The organism is Anoxybacteroides rupiense, from assembly GCF_014196195.1.
In the GTDB taxonomy this organism is placed as follows: Bacteria; Bacillota; Bacilli; order Bacillales; family Anoxybacillaceae; genus Anoxybacteroides; species Anoxybacteroides rupiense.
Genome location: NZ_JACIDF010000009.1, coordinates 101086 through 119113 on the forward strand (window position 1 = coordinate 101086; position 18028 = coordinate 119113).

Consider the following 18028-nt stretch of genomic DNA (forward strand, 5'->3'; position numbering starts at 1 on the left):
TCACATGAACAGATAAGGTCTAGCCAAAGAGGGAAAGATAAGCACAGGAGAAATAGATGCGCTGAATAGCTAGCGGGCAAGATCATCATCATTGCGCTTCCTTCTTTTGATTGATGCAAAGAAGCTCAGATTGGAAATTCAACACCATCCACCGGGAAGTCTCCCCCTCTAAACGGAGTGAAGGTGGGAGAGGCTCATGAGATGCTTTGTTTTCAAGGATGCTAGTGAGAATCCCATCTATGGTATAGCATGAGGTACTGAAACTTTTCGGTATATGCGTCGTATATATTGATATAAAGAAGGGAGCGATGAAGGTGAATTCATCTAAGCTGTTATCGGCCACTTGCTATTTTAGCGTGTTTTTTGCGCCGTTTCTTTTTCCGGTGATTGTTTATTTTGTCACGAAAGAGGAGAAGGTCAAAAAACATGCGAAAAAATCGCTGTTTTCGCATCTTCTTCCGTTTTTCATTCTTGTGCTGTCCATCGGTGGTTTTATCATTGGCGTAGCGACCAACCATGATGGCTTGGCAGCGCTGCCGTTTTTGGGAATCGTAGTTGGAGGAATGATTCATTTATTGGTCATTATTTGGAATGTGATCAAAGGCATTCAAGTATTGCAAGAAGTATAGAATGGAGTGAAACCATGAACAAAAAACTGGTTCGGTCTTATCATGACCGCAAAATCGCGGGAGTGCTCGGCGGCTTGGCCGCTTATTTTCGAATTGATTCAACGCTCACTCGGTTAATTTTTGTGATTTTGCTTTTATCGACTGGAATTATGCCGTTTGTTTTATTTTACGTCATCGCTGCCTTGGTGATGCCGCAAGAGGGGATGGAACGATGAAGTGGCTTGCGCATATTATTGTCAATGCCGTGCTATTGTTGGCGCTTGCCGGCTATTTTCAGTCCATTCATTTGTCTGGGGTTGGCGCTGCGCTTTTAGCTAGCTTTCTGCTGTCGCTCTTAAATATGGTCGTCAAACCGATTTTGATTGTCTTAACGCTTCCGGTAACCGTCTTAACGTTTGGACTATTTTTATTTGTGATCAATGCTTTAACATTGCTTATGACATCATGGCTGATGGGCGACTCGTTTACAATTGATGGATTCGGTGCGGCCTTGTTGGCTTCGCTTGCGATTTCTCTCTTTCATGTCATCATTGATGCGATTAGCGATAGAGACTAAAAACGTTCCGCTTCGGCGCGAACGTTTTTTCTTTTTTCACATGCGTTGGGAAAAGTGTTAAAATGGAAAAGCAAAGGGGGGGTTTTGATGCCGAAAGTTCGGACGCAAGATTTGATTGAACAATTTCAGCTTGAATTAATCAGCGGGGCGGAAGGAGTACACCGTCCGATTACAACAAGCGATTTATCGCGGCCAGGAATTGAAATGGCGGGATATTTTGCCTACTATCCAGCTGAGCGGATTCAATTGCTAGGAAAAACAGAGCTTTCGTTTTTTGAACGATTGCACCCGGCTGAAAAGAAGATTCGCATGGAAAAGCTTTGTACAGATATTACGCCGGGAATTATTGTATCGCGCGGGCTGGATGTTCCGCAAGAATTAATTGAAGCATCTGAGCGCCATTCGGTTCCGGTCATGCGTTCAACGATGAAAACGACACGCCTTTCGAGCCGATTGACGAATTTTTTGGAAAGCAAGCTGGCTCCGACGACCGCTGTGCACGGGGTATTGGTTGATGTATACGGTGTTGGCGTGCTGATTACCGGAAAAAGCGGTGTCGGAAAAAGTGAAACGGCGCTGGAGTTGGTAAAGCGAGGCCATCGTCTTGTGGCCGATGACTGCGTAGAAATTCGTCAAGAGGATGAAGGCCTTCTCGTCGGTAATGCTCCAGAGCTGATTGAGCATCTTCTGGAAATTCGCGGGCTTGGTATCATTAATATGATGACATTGTTCGGTGCAGGAGCCGTGCGGACACATAAGCGCATTTCGCTCGTCGTGGATTTGGAGTTGTGGGATCCGAATAAACAATATGATCGGCTCGGTTTAGAAGAAGAAAAAGTGAGAATTATTGATACAGAAGTGACAAAATTGACGATTCCAGTAAGACCCGGCCGAAATTTAGCGGTCATTATTGAGGTAGCCGCCATGAATTTCCGCTTGAAACGAATGGGAATGAATGCTGCTGAAGAGTTTTCGGCACGCTTAACAGATGCCATTGAGGATGGAGATCATGATTACGAATAAGAGAGGAGGAAGGATAAGGTGGATCCAGCGATTCAGCCATTAGATCGTGTATTTTTACACCTTGGTCCTATCACTATTTATTGGTATGGAGTGATTATTGGAACAGGCGTGCTGCTTGGACTGTGGATTGCGACGCGAGAAGCGGTCAAGCGTGGATTGGCAAAAGAAACATTTGTGGATCTCGTTTTATTAGCTGTTCCGATTGCGATTATTTGTGCCCGTACATATTATGTGATGTTTGAATGGGATTATTACGCGAAGCATCCTGCTGAAATTCCAAAAATTTGGGAGGGAGGCTTAGCCATCCATGGAGGCTTAATTGGCGCAATCATTACGGGAGTCGTCTTTGCCAAAAGGCGGGGCATTTCGTTTTGGAAACTGGCCGATATTGCAGCGCCTAGCATTATTTTAGGCCAGGCGATCGGCCGTTGGGGCAACTTTATGAACCAAGAAGCGCACGGCGGACCAGTGACGCGCCATTTTCTTGAAAGCTTGCACCTTCCAGATTTTGTTATTAACCAAATGTATATCAACGGCCAATATTATCATCCGACTTTTTTATATGAGTCGATTTGGAATTTGATGGGCTTTTTCTTGCTGATCATGTTGCGTCGGATCAATTTGCGCCGCGGTGAGTTATTTCTTAGCTATTTAATCTGGTATTCGATCGGTCGCTTTTTTATCGAGGGAATGCGGACAGATAGCTTAATGCTGACAGATCATTTGCGGATTGCCCAAGTTGTCTCCATTGCCCTGGTTGTGTTAGCGGCCGGATTGTGGATGGTACGGCGGGTAAAAGGATGGGCGAAGGAGCGTTATTTAGATTAGAAAAGGGGGAAGCGGATTGGTCGAGACGGTCAAAAAAGGGCTGGCAGTCGGCGTGAAGACGACGGGAGCGCTTGGAAAAATTATTTTTCCGGTTACTCTTATCGTATCGATTCTGCAGTATACGCCGATTTTGCCGTGGATCATTCGAGTGGTATCTCCGCTGATGAAATGGATCGGCCTGCCAGGGGAGGCTGCCATTCCTCTTGTGTTGGGGAATTTTTTAAACTTATATGCCGGAATTGGCGCGATTTTGACGCTGCATCTGACGGTAAAAGAAGTATTGATTTTAGCTGTCATGCTTTCGTTTTCCCACAATTTGCTTGTGGAAGTGACAGTTGCTGGAAGAGTGGGGGTTCATGTAGCTTTAGCTGTTGGTGTTCGCGTTATGCTGGCGATTGTTTCTGCGCTCCTCATTCATCTGATTTGGCAGGGAGGAGATGAGGTGGCGCAATATGGTATGATCTCTAGCTCTTCAGCAGAGTTTTCCGGATGGGGACCTGTCGTTTGGGCAGGCGTGAAAAAAGCATTGTTCGGAATTATGCAGCTCGCCATGATTGTCATTCCGCTCATGGTCGGGATTCAAATTTTGAAGGATTTAAAATGGCTTGATGTGTTTTCACGTTGGATGTCCCCATTGACGAAAATGCTTGGAATGAAAGAAAATACGTCGATGACGCTGGCGGCGGGACTTTTATTTGGTTTGGCATATGGAGCGGGAGTCATGATTCAGGCGGTACAAGAGGATGGTGTATCGAAGAAAGATGTCACGCTTGCTTTTCTGTTTCTTTCTGCGTGCCATGCGGTGGTAGAGGATACACTATTATTTGTTCCGCTTGGCATCCCGGTATGGCCGCTTTTGCTGATTCGCTTGACAACAGCTGTTCTATTGACGATGATGGTCGGATTTGTTTGGAATGTTTATAGAAAAACAGGGAGAAGGGAAGCAGCCTAATGAACATTCGCACGATTTTATTTGATTTGGATGGCACGCTGATTGATACAAATGAACTCATTATCCAGTCATTTTTGCATACGTTGGAAACCTACTATCCCGGAAAATATAGACGGGAGGATGTCCTGCCGTTTATCGGTCCGCCGCTTTACGATACCTTTGCTGCGCTTGATGCAGCACGGGTAGAAGAGATGATTGCGACCTATCGGGCGTTCAACCATCGCCAGCACGATGCGCTCATAAAAGAATATGAAACGGTATATGAAACGATTGCCGTGCTACACCAGCACGACTTTCAATTGGGAGTCGTGACGACAAAAATGAACGCGACGGCGCTGATGGGATTAAAGCGGACAAAGCTTGATCCGTTTTTCCGCTGTGTTGTCGGGCTGGATGACGTACAAAACGCGAAACCGCATCCTGAACCGATTTTGAAGGCGCTTGAGCTTTTAGGTTCTGTTCCAGAAGAAACGCTCATGGTTGGAGATAATTATCATGACATTTTGGCGGGAAAGCAAGCGGGAACAAAGACGGCAGGAGTAGCATGGGCCATTAAAGGAAGAGAGTATCTGGAGAAGTATGAACCAGACTTTATGCTTGAGAAAATGAGTGATTTATTGGCGATTGTAGGGGTGGAATAAATTTTGAGACGAACGACAAAATATCCGGTATCTGGAGCCAATTCGTTGTGGCAAGTGTATAAAACGGTCTCGTTTTGGAAGGTGTTTAAAAATGTAGTGATCATTCAAATAGGGCGCTACACGCCATTTATGCGGCTGAAAAATTGGCTGTACCGCACATTTTTGCATATGGAAATTGGCGAGAAAACCGCACTTGCGTTTATGGTGATGCCGGATATTATGTTCCCAGAAAAAATCAAAATTGGCCGCAATTCGATTATTGGCTATAATACCACGATTTTAGCGCATGAGTATTTGATTGATGAATATCGCCTAGGCGATGTCATCATCGGCGATGAAGTCATGATCGGCGCGAATTCCACCATTCTCCCGGGAGTGGTCATTGGCGATCGCGCGATTGTGGCTGCAGGAACGGTGGTACACAAGGATGTGCCTCCAGGTGCATTTGTGGCCGGCAATCCGATGCGAATGATCCGTATGAATAAGCCGCTTTCATAAGATGAGAGGCGGCTTTTCTTTTTTCTATAGCGTAGTGTACAAATATAGGCTGATAGAAAACATCATCGCCATTGGTTAAGAGGAGTTCATCATTTGTATCTTTCAAGAGAATTCGTTTGGTACAGTTAAATGAGCTTTTTGACGGTTGAAGGCAAGTCCATCAGCCTTTGATAGCGGTTCGCCGAACGAATGGAAAATATGTGTGTTCGTATCCATAGGTGTTGTCGATTCACTTTTTATGCGATGGATGGGATATAGACGGCAGGCGCTTGTCCATAAACAGCGATTTCTTATGCTTAGGCAGGAGAAATGTTGTTGATGGACCATTTTTATTATGGAAAGCATGAATTCATTAAGCTTCTTGTAGTGATTAGTGCTATTTTGAATCATCTTAACCTTGACGTAAGCCCCGACAAGGAGTAAACTACAAATAACTTCATCTCTCTACCATATTAGCAAACTAAAGTATTTCGGTAAAGGCGGGTTACTATGTCTAGAAAGCTGTTTATGTTTGAAAAACCGTTGGGGATGCGCGATACATTACCTTTTTTATATAAAGCGAAGCAGCACGTCCGCCGAGCAATGGCGAATGAAATTGAACAATGGGGATACGAGTTTATTGAAACTCCGACGTTAGAATATTACGAAACGGTTGGTACTGCTTCAGCGATTGATGACCATCAATTGTTTAAGCTTCTTGATCAGCAGGGTCATACGCTTGTTTTGCGTCCTGATATGACGGCGCCGATTGCCCGCTTGGCTGCGTCAAAGCTTTACGAAAGCGGAAATCCGCTCCGGTTGGCTTATCATGCGAATGTGTTTCGCGCCCAGCAGCGGGAGGGAGGGCGCCCGGCTGAATTTGAACAAATTGGAGTGGAATGCATCGGCGATGGCACCATTGCCGCTGATGCAGAAGTGATTAGCTTAATGATTGCCGCCTTAAAACAGATTGGGCTTGACCGATTTACAGTCACAATTGGACATATTGGCTATGTCCATGCGCTATTTTTAGATATTTTAGGAAATGAAGAGCGTTCCAATACGTTGCGCCGCTTTTTGTATGAAAAAAATTACGTTGGTTACCGTGAACATGTCAAATCATTGCCGCTTTCCTCGATCGATAAGCAGCGGCTTTTAAATCTGCTTGAATTGCGCGGTGGAGCCGAAAGTATTGAGAGGGCGCGCGAGCTGGTGGATAGAGAGAACGGAATCGACACGATTGCCGAGCTGGAGCAGCTGTATGAACATCTCAAACTGTATCAAGTGACGGAACATATTAAGTTTGATTTCAATCTTGTGAGCCATATGAGCTATTACACGGGAATTTTATTTGAAGTATATGCAGAAAAAGTCGGCTTTCCGCTTGGAAACGGCGGGCGTTACGATGAATTGTTGGAAAAGTTTGAACGAAAGGCTCCCGCTACCGGATTTGGGATTCGGGTCGACCGGTTGATTGAAGCGCTAGGCGAACCGGAGGAGAGCCGGGAGATCCATTGCATTATTTTTAGTCAAGAAAGGCTTTCAGAAGCGATTCAATTGGCGAATCAGCGGCGAAAAAACGGTGAAAAAGTCGTTATGCAGCACATATCGGGAATCGAAAATATTGATGCTTGCGCAAAACAATATCACCACATTACTTACTTAATTGGTCAAAATTCATGATCACGAAATGCTTGTGATCCATGATGGAAGGCGGGTTCCCGCCGTTGCCGCTTTTGTGATTGGATGAATATGTGCCGGTTCATGGTCAAAGGAGGAATAGCGTATGTTAACCGTTGCGATGCCAAAAGGCCGCATTTTTGAAGAAGCGGTGGAGCTGCTGCGTCGAGCCGGCTACCGGCTTCCGCCTGAATTGGATGAATCTCGTAAGCTGATTATCGATGTTCCCGAAGAGAAGATGCGTTTTATTTTGGCGAAACCAATGGATGTCAGCACATATGTTGAGCATGGTGTCGCTGATGTAGGGATTGCCGGAAAAGATGTCATGCTAGAAGAGGAACGGGATGTGTATGAGATTTTGGATTTAAAAATCAGCCCATGTCATTTAGCCGTTGCCGGGTTGCCTGATGGAAAAATGAATCGGATTGCGCCAAGAGTGGCGACGAAATATCCGAATATTGCCTCCAGCTATTTTCGCGAAAAGGGAGAGCAAGTTGAAATTATTCACTTAAACGGCTCTATTGAACTTGCGCCGCTCGTCGGATTGGCGGACCGAATTGTCGATATTGTTTCGACCGGAAGAACATTAAAAGAGAATGGGCTGGTGGAGCTAGAGAAAATTGTGGAGGTAACCTCTCGTTTAATTGTCAATCCAGTGAGTTATCGCATGAAGGCAGCGCCTATTCATGAGTTTGTCGAGCGGTTATCAGTCATCATTGGCGAGGAATGAAAGGGGTGGAGTGTTACATGAAGATTGAGCGACTGACGCGCGCCTTATCATTGAAGCGATCGATCGAAACGGGGACCGAACAGCAAAGACAGACGGTCCGAACTATTATTGAAGAGGTGCGGCGCAAAGGAGATGAGGCCTTAAAGGAATATACGGAAAGATTTGACGGCGTCTTACTTGAATCGTTGCAGGTATCAAAGCAGGAAATGGACCAAGCTTATGAGCAACTGGATTCCTCCTTGATTGCCATCATTCGCGAAGCGGCGGAAAATATTCGCGAGTATCATGAACGTCAAAAGCGGGAGTCTTGGATGATGATGAAGGAGGACGGAACGATCCTCGGTCAGAAGATCACACCGCTTGATGCGGTCGGGCTTTATGTGCCGGGCGGTACAGCGGCTTACCCCTCTTCTGTTTTAATGAATGTCATTCCCGCACAAGTAGCAGGAGTCAAGCGGATTGTGATCGTATCTCCTCCCGATGCCCAAGGCAGCTTGCCGGCAGGAGTGCTTGTCGCGGCTTGCGAGCTTGGAATTCAAGAGATTTATAAAATCGGGGGTGCCCAAGCGATCGCCGCCCTTGCTTATGGGACAGAAACCATTCAGCCGGTTGATAAAATTTTTGGTCCAGGCAACATTTATGTGGCGCTGGCGAAGCGGGAAGTGTTCGGGCAAGTGGCGATCGATATGATTGCTGGACCGAGTGAAATCGTGGTGCTAGCTGATGAAACAGCAAAAGCGAATGAAATTGCCGCTGATCTTTTATCACAGGCTGAGCATGATGAGCGCGCTTCCAGTATCCTTGTCACTCCTTCCATGAAATTGGCGCTGGAAGTCGCGAGCGAGGTAGAAGCACAGCTGGAAACGCTGCCGCGCAAGGAGATCGCCGCTGCCGCTATCGAACAATATGGAGCGATTTATGTGACCGAGACGATGGAGGAAGCGATCGCCGCCGTTAATGAGCTGGCTCCGGAGCATTTGGAAATGATCACGAATGATCCGATGAGCCTCGTTGGACAAATTCGTCACGCTGGCGCGATTTTTTTAGGGCGGTTTAGCTCTGAGCCCGTAGGCGATTATTTTGCCGGCACGAACCATGTGCTGCCTACGAACGGAACGGCTCGTTTTTCAAGCGGATTGAGCGTCGATGAATTTGTTAAAAAATCGAGCCTTATTTTATACAGCGAACAGGCGCTAGCGGCTAACGCCGCAAAAATTGCTGCGCTGGCGCGGCTAGAAGGGCTGGAAGCACATGCGCGGGCTGTAGAAGAACGTTTGAAAAATCAAGGGGGAGAAACATCATGAGAAAGGCTATGATTTCACGAACGACCAATGAAACAGATATTCAATTGGAACTGACGCTGGAGGGCGAGGGAAAAGCGGAGCTTGAAACAGGAGTGCCGTTTTTAACCCATATGCTGGATCTTTTTGCGAAGCATGGGCAGTTTGATTTACAGGTAAAGGCTGTCGGCGATATTGAAATCGACGACCATCATACAACGGAAGATATCGGAATCTGCTTAGGGCAGGCGCTTCGAGAAGCTTTAGGTGATAAAAAAGGAATTAGACGCTATGGCAACGCGTTTGTGCCAATGGACGAGGCGCTTGCACAAGTCGTGATTGATTTAAGCAACCGACCGCACTTTGAGTTTCGTGGCGAATTCCCAAGCCCAAAAGTTGGGACGTTTGATGTGGAGCTTGTGCATGAATTTTTATGGAAGCTGGCCTTGGAGGCGCGCATGAATTTGCATGTGATTGTTCATTATGGCCGCAATACCCACCATATGATTGAAGCGGTGTTTAAAGCGCTGGGGAGAGCATTGGCTGAAGCGACGATGATTGACCCGCGTGTAAAGGGAGTTCCATCGACGAAAGGAATGTTATAAATGATTGGCATTATTGATTATGGAATGGGCAACTTATACAGCGTCAGCAAAGCGCTAGAGCGCTTGAACTATGAATCTATCGTTTCAGGGAACGTGGATCAGCTCAAGAAAACGAAAGGCCTTATTTTGCCGGGGGTCGGATCTTTTAAAGATGCCATGCACATCTTGAATGAAACAGGGCTGTCTGATTTTATTCGTGAAGCGGTGGAAAACGGAACGCCGCTGCTTGGAATTTGTCTTGGGATGCAGCTTTTGTTCGATGAGAGCGAGGAGAATGGCAGGACGGAAGGGCTTCGGCTATTAAAAGGCCGCGTTGTCCGTTTTCCGGGAACGGCCTCAAGTGGTGAAGCGTATAAAGTACCGCATATGGGATGGAATCGTCTGCACATTCGTTATCCGTCTCCGCTTTTTAAAAATGTCGAAGAAGGATATGTCTATTTTGTTCACTCATACTATGTCGATTCAACCGATCAAGAGGTTGTGCTGGCAAGCAGCACATATGATGTGGAAGTTCCGGCTGTCGTGGGTCAAAACGATTTATTTGGAACACAATTTCATCCGGAAAAAAGCAGCAGCATCGGAATGAACATATTAAAAAATTATGCGGATCTTGTAGCAAGAAAGGAGAACGAATGATGGCGGCGTTTACCATTTATCCGGCGATCGACATGCGCGGCGGCAAGTGTGTTCGGCTATTACAGGGCGATTATAATAAGGAAACGGTATATGGCGATTCGCCGCTTGAGATGGCGCGTCTATTTGCCGAGCAGGGAGCGCAATGGATTCATATGGTCGATCTCGATGGCGCAAAGGAGGGACGCCGTATCCATGATCGCTTTGTCATTGAGATTGTCCGGCAGTTAAAGGTGAATGTGCAAGTGGGCGGGGGCATCCGTACGGAAGAGGATGTCGCTTACTACTTGGATAACGGGGTGGCTCGCGTGATTTTAGGCAGCGCTGCTATTTCCAATCCTTCTTTTGTCAAAAAAATGCTGACCATATACGGCGAGCGTATTGCGATTGGCATTGATGCTAAAAACGGCTATGTGGCAACAGAAGGATGGTTGAATACATCGAATGTCAAGGCGGAAGAGCTGGGAAAAGAACTGGCGGAGGCTGGAGCGCAGACGTTTATTTTTACCGATATTGCGACGGATGGCATGCTGTCTGGGCCGAATATTGAAGCGGTTGCCGATATGGCGCGGGCAACCGGACGGAATGTGATCGCTTCAGGAGGAGTCCGTTCTCTCCATGATTTGCGAACATTGAAGCCGTTTGTCCATGAAGGAGTATCAGGAGCGATTATTGGAAAGGCATTGTATACAAATCAGTTTACTGTTGCTGAGGCGTTAAAGGTGGTGCAGGGCGAATGATTACAAAGCGCATTATTCCTTGTCTTGACGTGAAGGATGGCCGCGTGGTAAAAGGGGTTCAATTTGTGCAGTTGCGCGATGCGGGAGATCCAGTTGAATTGGCGGAATTTTACGACGAACAAGGGGCCGATGAGCTGGTGTTTTTAGATATTTCCGCTTCCCATGAGGGACGAAAAACCATGATCGAAGTCGTTGAGAATGTCGCGGCACAGCTTGCCATTCCGTTTACAGTCGGCGGCGGAATCCATTCGTTAGAAGATATGAAGCGCATTCTTCGCGCTGGTGCGGATAAGGTGTCTGTAAATACGGCGGCAGTCATCCGTCCCTCGCTTATTAGTGAGGGAGCTGATTTTTTCGGTTCACAATGCATAGTCGTAGCGATCGATGCCAAATACGATGAAGAGCTCGGTTCTTGGCGCGTCTATACACATGGAGGGCGCAAGCCGACGAATTGGGAAGTGGTCGAATGGGCCAAGCAAGCGGTAGAGCACGGCGCAGGTGAAATTTTATTAACAAGCATGGACTGTGATGGAGGAAAAAACGGTTTTGACCTTGAGCTTACAAAAAAAGTGAGCGAAGCTGTTTCCGTTCCAGTCATTGCTTCGGGAGGCGCGGGCCATGCAGAGCATTTTGTTTCGGCGTTTCTTAAAGGAAAAGCGGACGCTGCTTTAGCTGCCTCGATTTTTCATTATAAAGAAACGTCTGTTAAAGAAGTAAAAGCCTATTTGCGCGAGAGAGGAGTGCACGTCCGATGAATATTTCTAATATTCGTTTTGATGAAAGAGGGCTCGTTCCCGCTATTGTGCAAGATGCGCAAAGCAAGGAAGTGTTGACACTTGCTTATATGAATGAAGAGGCGCTGCAAAAATCGCTTGAAACAGGGGAAACATGGTTTTATAGCCGCTCCCGCCAAGAGTTGTGGCATAAAGGAGAAACCTCCGGGAATACGCAACGCATTCTTGAGATGCGTTATGATTGCGATCAAGATGCTCTCCTTATGCTGGTAGAACCGCAAGGGCCTGCCTGCCATACCGGAAGCTATTCTTGTTTTTCCGAAACGATCCACGGCGAAGCAGCTGGCGCATACACTGACCGTTTCTCCATTGTTAATCAGCTTGAACAAATTATCGCCAAACGCGAAGCGGAGCGTCCGGAAGGGGCGTATACAACTTATTTATTTGAAAAAGGAATTGATAAGATTTTAAAAAAGCTAGGCGAAGAAGCAACTGAAGTCGTTATTGCAGCTAAAAACCGCAATCCAGAAGAACTAAAATGGGAAGTTGCCGATTTATTGTATCATTTGCTTGTCCTGTTGCGTGAACAAAAATTGCCGCTTGATGCCGTGCTTGCTGTATTAAAGGAGCGCCATGCAGCAAAAGAGTAATTTTTGAGCTGGTTCATAATCGTTCGTATTGCGATTGGAGCCAGCTTCTGTTATGTTTAAGTGACATATCCGTTGCCTAAAGGTGCTGCCTGTCCCCTTTTTCTTCAGACTAAAGGTGTTGAAGCGTTATTCCCTCGCTAGCTGTCAATAGATGGCTTTTCACATTTCCTTAGTTCAGAGCCCCGCAGCTGAAAAGATCGGCCTCTCGAGGAGATGAATGATGATTGGCTAATCACCGGCTGCATTCTGAAGAAAAAATAAACAAACCCCGGTGTGTTGCTTATCCCATAAAAAACAATTGACCTTGCTTGATTCCTAGTTTTTCTGCCATAATCGGCAAGCCATCGCTTGCCGACTGGGCATGCATCTGGCGGGAAAAGCTTGTGTCTAGTTCGATCATTCCATGTTTTTAGTAAAATAATGGATCATCAACACTTGTGATCTACATCATTTGATGTGACGGGGTGTTTTTTGAATTGTTGAGTGCTTCTCCTATATTCGCATGATAAGGCAACTCCGGATCCTGAAAAAATGAGGCTCTTTCCTTTTGGAGCAGCTTTATTGTGTCAATTCTTCAGGAATGATAATAAAACAAAAATTCAGCTTATATCGCTTATACAGTTTTAAGAGAATATGTTATACTTCTTTTCGGTGAATTCAGCGGAACATGGAGGACTAGATGGGAAAACAATTAAAACGAAAACGATCAGCAGCGAAGGTCATTCCGTTTGTGCAAAGCGGAGAGTACTACTTTAAAAAAGGGTTAATTGCTTATAAACGTGGCGATTTGGCGCGAGCGAAAAAATATTTGGAGCGGGCTGTGCAATTGAATGGTCAAGAAGCGATGTTTGCTTTTCAGCTTGCGGTTGTATTGGCGGAGTTAGGGGAATATCAAGCATCTAATCAGCTGTTTCTGACCGTTGTTCATGAGCTTGATCCCGAAATGAGTGAATGCTTTTATTTTTTAGCTCATAATTATGCTCATCTTGGTCTATTTCGCGAGGCGATGAATCATGCGCAAACCTATTTAGAGCGTGAACCGGATGGTGAATTTTTGGAAGAGATTGAAGATTTAATAGAGCTTTTAAGCATCGAATATGAAGATGATGAGTTTATCAGTCAAGAGGATTTGATCGTAAAACAAGAAAAAGCGCGCTCGTTACTGGAAAAAGGGGATTTTCCGGCAGCAATTGAAGTGTTGGAAGCGATGGTTGCTGAATACCCGGAATTTTGGTCCGCATACAATAATTTGGCATTAGCTTATTTTTATATGGGAAATGCTGAAAAAGCACAGAGCGTTATTAATGAAGTGCTTGAAAAAAATCCTGGCAACCTGCATGCACTTTGCAATCGGCTTGTGTTTTTTCATTACTTGCAGGATGAAGCAGAGGTCGCCCGCTTGACAGAGGAATTAGCCTGTGTGCATCCGTTTCTCATTGATCAGCGCTATAAGCTTGGCGCTACATTCGCGCTTGTCGGACGTTTTGACCTTGCTTTTAAATGGCTTCACCATTTGTATAAAATGCGGTTTCATGGTGATTTTTTATTTTATTATTGGCTCGCCTATTCTGCTTATTATACCGGTCATGCCCGTTTAGCCAAAACAGCGTGGGAAAAAGTAATCGATCTGAGCCCTGATAAGAAAGGGCAAGAGCCGTGGGGAGTGTTTGAAGAAAAAATTAAGCGGTGGATGAACGGAGCGAATATTGCTGAAGTGCTTTATGGATTATATGTCATCAGCAAATCATTGAATGCGGATGAAGTGAAAGCGTATATCCATGTAAGAGAGACAATGGAACAGCATTGGCTTGTCCGGGAATTTATTGATTATATTTTGCTTCCAGCGCAAGCAGTGGCCCCATTGTATATCGTAGACGCCTACGCCGTAATGGATGAATTATGGGAAAAAAATGTGTTAGCAGATGAAAAAATGTATATCGCTTGGTTTCATGTGTTCGCCAATGCGGTGGATGTGCTGCGAAACTTCTCCAATTATCAAGCATGGGCGGCAGCGATTGAATATGTATGGAGGCGAAATCAGGGCGAATCCGTGACACAAAAAGGAATCGGAGAAAAGTACAGTATTTCGTTATCCACTGTTCAAAAATATGTAAAACAAGTTCGAAAATGGTTATAATGAGCAAATTAATAGACGTTTATTCAGGACTTATATACGATAAAAGTAAGGAAATAATAAGCAGGTAAGTAGCGCGTAAAGGAGTGGACGCTGTGTCAGAAGAAAAAATTTATGATGTCATTATTATTGGGGCGGGACCGGCCGGAATGACAGCCGCTGTCTACACATCTAGAGCGAACATGTCGACGCTGATGATTGAGCGCGGAGTTCCAGGCGGCCAAATGGCCAATACGGAGGATGTAGAAAACTATCCAGGTTATGAACATATTTTGGGACCAGAATTAGCAACGAAGATGTTTGAACATGCCAAAAAATTTGGAGCAGAGTATGCTTACGGTGACGTAAAAGAAGTGATTGATGGCCAAGAGCACAAAACCATTGTGGTCGGAAATAAACAATATAAAGCGCATGCGGTGATTATTGCGACAGGAGCGGAGTATAAAAAGCTAGGTGTTCCTGGGGAGGCAGAGCTGAGCGGCCGCGGCGTTTCTTATTGCGCCGTATGTGATGGCGCCTTTTTCCGCGGAAAAGAGCTTGTTGTTGTGGGCGGAGGCGATTCCGCAGTGGAAGAGGGCGTATATTTAACTCGTTTTGCTAGCAAGGTTACGATCGTGCATCGCCGCGATCAGCTGCGGGCGCAAAAAATCTTACAAGACCGTGCATTTGCTAATGAAAAAATCGATTTTATCTGGAATCATACAGTTAAGCAAATTCATGAAAAAGACGGAAAAGTGGGCGGAGTCACGCTTGTCCATACACAAACAGGAGAAGAGCGGGAGTTTTCATGTGATGGCGTGTTTGTTTATATCGGTATGCTGCCGCTTTCGAAGCCATTTGTCAGCCTTGGCATTACAAACGAAAATGGCTATATTGAAACAAACGAACATATGGAAACAAAAATAGCCGGAATTTTTGCGGCGGGCGATGTCCGTGAAAAATCGCTGCGGCAAATTGTAACGGCGACAGGGGACGGAAGCATTGCGGCGCAAAGTGCACAGCATTACGTAGAGGAGCTAAAAGAGTCGCTAAAAGTGAAATAATCACTTAACGAAACCGTAATGGATGTTTAACCGCACTGTAACACAAATGAAATAATTTTCCTGTATGCTAAAGGTAAAGTAATTGACCCCCTTTTATATAAATTTCCGTGTATGGCATGGGTACTTCCCGTGCCTCTTTTTTTGCTGTCGCAAGATACAAAGGGTATGAAGCAAAAATAGTCGGAGCCGGCTGATCTCACAGATTCATCATCGCGCTCCTATTGCGATATACGGCCGATATGCAACTAGCACCATATCGCCAGAAATAGTATAATAAAGTAAACTGTATTGAGTAATGTTGAGGTGAACGTGTTGCAACGCGTAACAAATTGTGTTTTGGTTAATGATGGGAAAATTTTGTTGCTGCAAAAACCGCGCCGAGGCTGGTGGGTTGCTCCTGGAGGAAAGATGGAGCAAGGTGAAACGATTCGCGAAGCATGTATTCGAGAATATCGGGAAGAGACGGGCATTTATTTGAAAAGCCCCGAATTAAAAGGGGTATTTACCATTGTGATCAAGGATCAGGAGCGAATTGTTTCGGAGTGGATGATGTTTACGTTTTTTGCGGATCAGTTTGATGGCGAACATGTGCCTTACTGTGAGGAAGGGAAGCTTGAATGGCACCCTGTGGAAACGATTCACCAACTCCCGATGGCACCGGGAGATCGTCATATTTTAGATTATATGTTAAAGGGCTCTGGCATGATCTATGGTTCGTTTATTTATACAGAAGATTTCCAACTGCTTTCGTATCGATTAGACCCAAGCTAAGGGGAGAGGATGAAGATGAGTACAGGTTCAACCAACGACATACAAATGGTCATTATCACTGGAATGTCGGGAGCGGGAAAAACGGTGGCCATTCAAAGCTTTGAAGATTTGGGGTTTTTTTGTGTCGATAACTTGCCACCAACCTTGCTGCCAAAATTTTTAGAGCTAATGAAGGAATCGGGGAATAAAATTAATAAAATTGCGTTAGTGATGGATCTGCGCAGCCGCGATTTTTTTGATAAATTATTGGCGGCACTTGATGATTTATCGGAGTGGTCATGGGTGACACCACAAATTTTATTTCTCGATGCGAGAGATTCTACACTAGTTGCTCGGTATAAAGAAACGCGGCGCACTCATCCGCTTGCGTCCAATGGCTTGCCGCTTGAGGGCATACGGTTGGAAAGAGAAATACTGGAGGAGCTAAAGGGACGAGCGCAAATCATCTATGATACCTCTGATTTAAAACCAAGGGAGCTGCGCGAAAAGATCTTAAAGCAATTTTCTTCACACACACATCAAACCTTTACGGTTCATATTGTGTCATTTGGCTTTAAATACGGCTTGCCTATTGATGCCGATTTAGTCTTTGATGTCCGGTTTTTGCCGAATCCGCATTACATTGAACATATGCGACCTAAGACAGGGAAGGACGAGGAAGTGTCCTCATATGTACTGAAATGGAACGAAACGCAAAAGTTTCTTGAGAAAACGATTGACCTATTGACGTTTATGCTGCCGCACTATAAGCGGGAGGGAAAGAGCCAGCTCGTCATTGCAATCGGCTGCACAGGAGGCCAGCACCGTTCAGTAGCGCTTGCTGAATATCTTGCTCAACATTTTTCGGCTGATTATAAGACGCATGTGTCTCATCGAGATATGGAAAGACGAAAGGAAAAGCATCTATGAGTAAAAAGATTGATCCGAAGATCGTTATTATTGGTGGCGGAACCGGTTTGCCTGTGCTGTTGAGAGGGCTGAAGCAATATGATGTCGATATTACTGCGATTGTGACTGTAGCAGATGATGGAGGAAGTTCAGGCCGTTTGCGGGATGAACTTGATATTCCGCCGCCAGGTGATATTCGCAATGTTCTAGCTGCACTTTCAGATGTCGAGCCGCTCGTCGTTGAATTGTTTCAGCATCGCTTCCAAAACGGAAACGGATTGTCGGGCCATTCAGTAGGCAACTTAATTTTAGCTGCGATGACCTCCATTACTGGAGATTTTGTTAAAGCCATTCGTGAAATGAGCAAAGTGTTGAATGTGCGAGGCAAGGTATTGCCGGCAGCGAATAAAAGCGTAGTTCTTCATGCGGAAATGGAAGACGGGACCATCGTTTCTGGAGAATCGAAAATCCCGTACTCTGGAAAAAAAATCAAAAGAGTTTTTTTAACTCCAGAACAGATTGAACCGCTTGAAGAAGCACTGCATGAAATTCGTCAGGCTGATTTGATTGTGCTCGGCCCTGGAAGCTTATATACAAGTATTTTGCCTAATTTGTTAGTGCCGAAAATCGGTCAAGAGGTATGCGAGGCAAAAGCTAAAAAAGTTTATGTATGCAATGTCATGACCCAAGCCGGCGAAACATTGCATTATACAGCAAGCGACCATGTGAAAGCGCTGTATGATCATATGGAGTGTGCTTTTTTGGATATGATTCTTGTCAATAGCGGAGAAATTCCTAAGGATATTCAGCAGCGTTATGCGGAAGAGCTGTCCGAACCTGTCAAGGAAGATTTAGAAAAGCTAACGGAGCTGGGAATAACCATTATCCGCGATCATATTGTAAAGTATGAAGATCGCGTGATACGCCATGATACAAAAAAGGTGGCAGCGCTGCTCGTTTCACTTTTAGAAACGTGCTAGAGTCGCACGCACCTCCTTTATCCTTTGAAAAAATCATGAAGCATGGAGGTGAGT

At 45.4% G+C, this 18028-nt stretch carries 21 protein-coding genes; all 21 read left to right on the forward strand.

All coding sequences use genetic code 11. The features are described from left to right. Positions 1–314: 314 nt before the first annotated feature. The 21 genes from GGQ95_RS14385 to mgfK all read left to right on the forward strand — a co-directional run bounded on the left by GGQ95_RS14385 (position 315) and on the right by mgfK (position 17974). On the forward strand, positions 315–629 hold the full coding sequence (locus GGQ95_RS14385) for a magnetosome magnetite crystal formation protein family (RefSeq protein ID WP_183187042.1): 315 nt from the start codon (positions 315–317) through the stop codon (positions 627–629). 14 nt (positions 630–643) lie between these two features. Further along, entirely contained in the window at positions 644–844 is a 201-nt protein-coding gene (locus GGQ95_RS14390) for a PspC domain-containing protein (RefSeq protein WP_066149663.1), read from the forward strand. Beyond that, complete coding sequence (locus GGQ95_RS14395; RefSeq protein WP_080860193.1) at positions 841–1185, forward strand: phage holin family protein; 345 nt, start codon at positions 841–843, stop codon at positions 1183–1185. Before GGQ95_RS14390 ends, GGQ95_RS14395 begins: the two co-directional genes overlap by 4 nt. Positions 1186–1272: 87 nt before the next feature. After that, positions 1273–2208: an HPr(Ser) kinase/phosphatase gene (gene hprK / locus GGQ95_RS14400; protein ID WP_044741460.1), complete on the forward strand. Its 936-nt coding sequence runs from the start codon at positions 1273–1275 to the stop codon at positions 2206–2208. 18 nt (positions 2209–2226) lie between these two features. Further along, the gene (gene lgt / locus GGQ95_RS14405; protein ID WP_183187025.1) at positions 2227–3036 is read left to right on the forward strand and encodes a prolipoprotein diacylglyceryl transferase; all 810 of its coding nucleotides are present in this window, start codon (positions 2227–2229) and stop codon (positions 3034–3036) included. A 16-nt stretch (positions 3037–3052) separates the two neighbouring features. Next, positions 3053–3988 carry a nucleoside recognition domain-containing protein gene (locus GGQ95_RS14410; RefSeq protein ID WP_080860192.1) on the forward strand — a complete coding sequence of 312 codons (936 nt, stop codon included), beginning with the start codon at positions 3053–3055 and terminating at the stop codon, positions 3986–3988. Further along, positions 3988–4629: a pyrophosphatase PpaX gene (ppaX, locus tag GGQ95_RS14415; RefSeq protein ID WP_044741457.1), complete on the forward strand. Its 642-nt coding sequence runs from the start codon at positions 3988–3990 to the stop codon at positions 4627–4629. The genes GGQ95_RS14410 and ppaX overlap by 1 nt, the downstream gene beginning before the upstream one ends. 3 nt (positions 4630–4632) lie before the next feature. After that, positions 4633–5127: an acyltransferase gene (locus tag GGQ95_RS14420; protein ID WP_066149679.1), complete on the forward strand. Its 495-nt coding sequence runs from the start codon at positions 4633–4635 to the stop codon at positions 5125–5127. A 489-nt stretch (positions 5128–5616) separates the two neighbouring features. After that, positions 5617–6789 carry an ATP phosphoribosyltransferase regulatory subunit gene (locus tag GGQ95_RS14425; RefSeq protein WP_183187026.1) on the forward strand — a complete coding sequence of 391 codons (1173 nt, stop codon included), beginning with the start codon at positions 5617–5619 and terminating at the stop codon, positions 6787–6789. Positions 6790–6892: 103 nt separating this feature from the next. After that, a complete protein-coding gene (gene hisG / locus GGQ95_RS14430) occupies positions 6893–7516 on the forward strand; it encodes an ATP phosphoribosyltransferase (protein ID WP_066149684.1) in 624 nt (207 codons plus the stop codon). Positions 7517–7533: 17 nt separating this feature from the next. Continuing rightward, a complete protein-coding gene (gene hisD, locus GGQ95_RS14435) occupies positions 7534–8820 on the forward strand; it encodes a histidinol dehydrogenase (protein ID WP_066149687.1) in 1287 nt (428 codons plus the stop codon). After that, the gene (gene hisB / locus GGQ95_RS14440) at positions 8814–9401 is read left to right on the forward strand and encodes an imidazoleglycerol-phosphate dehydratase HisB (protein ID WP_044741452.1); all 588 of its coding nucleotides are present in this window, start codon (positions 8814–8816) and stop codon (positions 9399–9401) included. Before hisD ends, hisB begins: the two co-directional genes overlap by 7 nt. Then, positions 9402–10037: an imidazole glycerol phosphate synthase subunit HisH gene (gene hisH / locus GGQ95_RS14445; protein WP_183187027.1), complete on the forward strand. Its 636-nt coding sequence runs from the start codon at positions 9402–9404 to the stop codon at positions 10035–10037. Then, positions 10037–10774 (forward strand): 1-(5-phosphoribosyl)-5-[(5-phosphoribosylamino)methylideneamino]imidazole-4-carboxamide isomerase, encoded by a 738-nt coding sequence (hisA, locus tag GGQ95_RS14450; RefSeq protein ID WP_183187028.1) that lies wholly within the window; start codon positions 10037–10039, stop codon positions 10772–10774. The genes hisH and hisA overlap by 1 nt, the downstream gene beginning before the upstream one ends. Beyond that, positions 10771–11529 carry an imidazole glycerol phosphate synthase subunit HisF gene (gene hisF, locus GGQ95_RS14455; protein ID WP_183187029.1) on the forward strand — a complete coding sequence of 253 codons (759 nt, stop codon included), beginning with the start codon at positions 10771–10773 and terminating at the stop codon, positions 11527–11529. Before hisA ends, hisF begins: the two co-directional genes overlap by 4 nt. Beyond that, entirely contained in the window at positions 11526–12158 is a 633-nt protein-coding gene (hisIE, locus tag GGQ95_RS14460; protein ID WP_066149703.1) for a bifunctional phosphoribosyl-AMP cyclohydrolase/phosphoribosyl-ATP diphosphatase HisIE, read from the forward strand. The genes hisF and hisIE overlap by 4 nt, the downstream gene beginning before the upstream one ends. Positions 12159–12837: 679 nt before the next feature. Beyond that, positions 12838–14295 carry a tetratricopeptide repeat protein gene (locus tag GGQ95_RS14465; RefSeq protein ID WP_183187030.1) on the forward strand — a complete coding sequence of 486 codons (1458 nt, stop codon included), beginning with the start codon at positions 12838–12840 and terminating at the stop codon, positions 14293–14295. A gap of 92 nt (positions 14296–14387) precedes the next feature. Beyond that, a complete protein-coding gene (gene trxB / locus GGQ95_RS14470; RefSeq protein ID WP_066149710.1) occupies positions 14388–15335 on the forward strand; it encodes a thioredoxin-disulfide reductase in 948 nt (315 codons plus the stop codon). Positions 15336–15647: 312 nt separating this feature from the next. Continuing rightward, a complete protein-coding gene (locus GGQ95_RS14475; protein ID WP_066149713.1) occupies positions 15648–16106 on the forward strand; it encodes an 8-oxo-dGTP diphosphatase in 459 nt (152 codons plus the stop codon). 15 nt (positions 16107–16121) lie between these two features. Continuing rightward, positions 16122–17015: an RNase adapter RapZ gene (rapZ, locus tag GGQ95_RS14480; RefSeq protein ID WP_066149716.1), complete on the forward strand. Its 894-nt coding sequence runs from the start codon at positions 16122–16124 to the stop codon at positions 17013–17015. Then, positions 17012–17974, forward strand: a complete 963-nt coding sequence (mgfK, locus tag GGQ95_RS14485) for a gluconeogenesis morphogenetic factor MgfK (RefSeq protein ID WP_044741443.1) — start codon at positions 17012–17014, stop codon at positions 17972–17974. The genes rapZ and mgfK overlap by 4 nt, the downstream gene beginning before the upstream one ends. Positions 17975–18028: the final 54 nt, after the last annotated feature.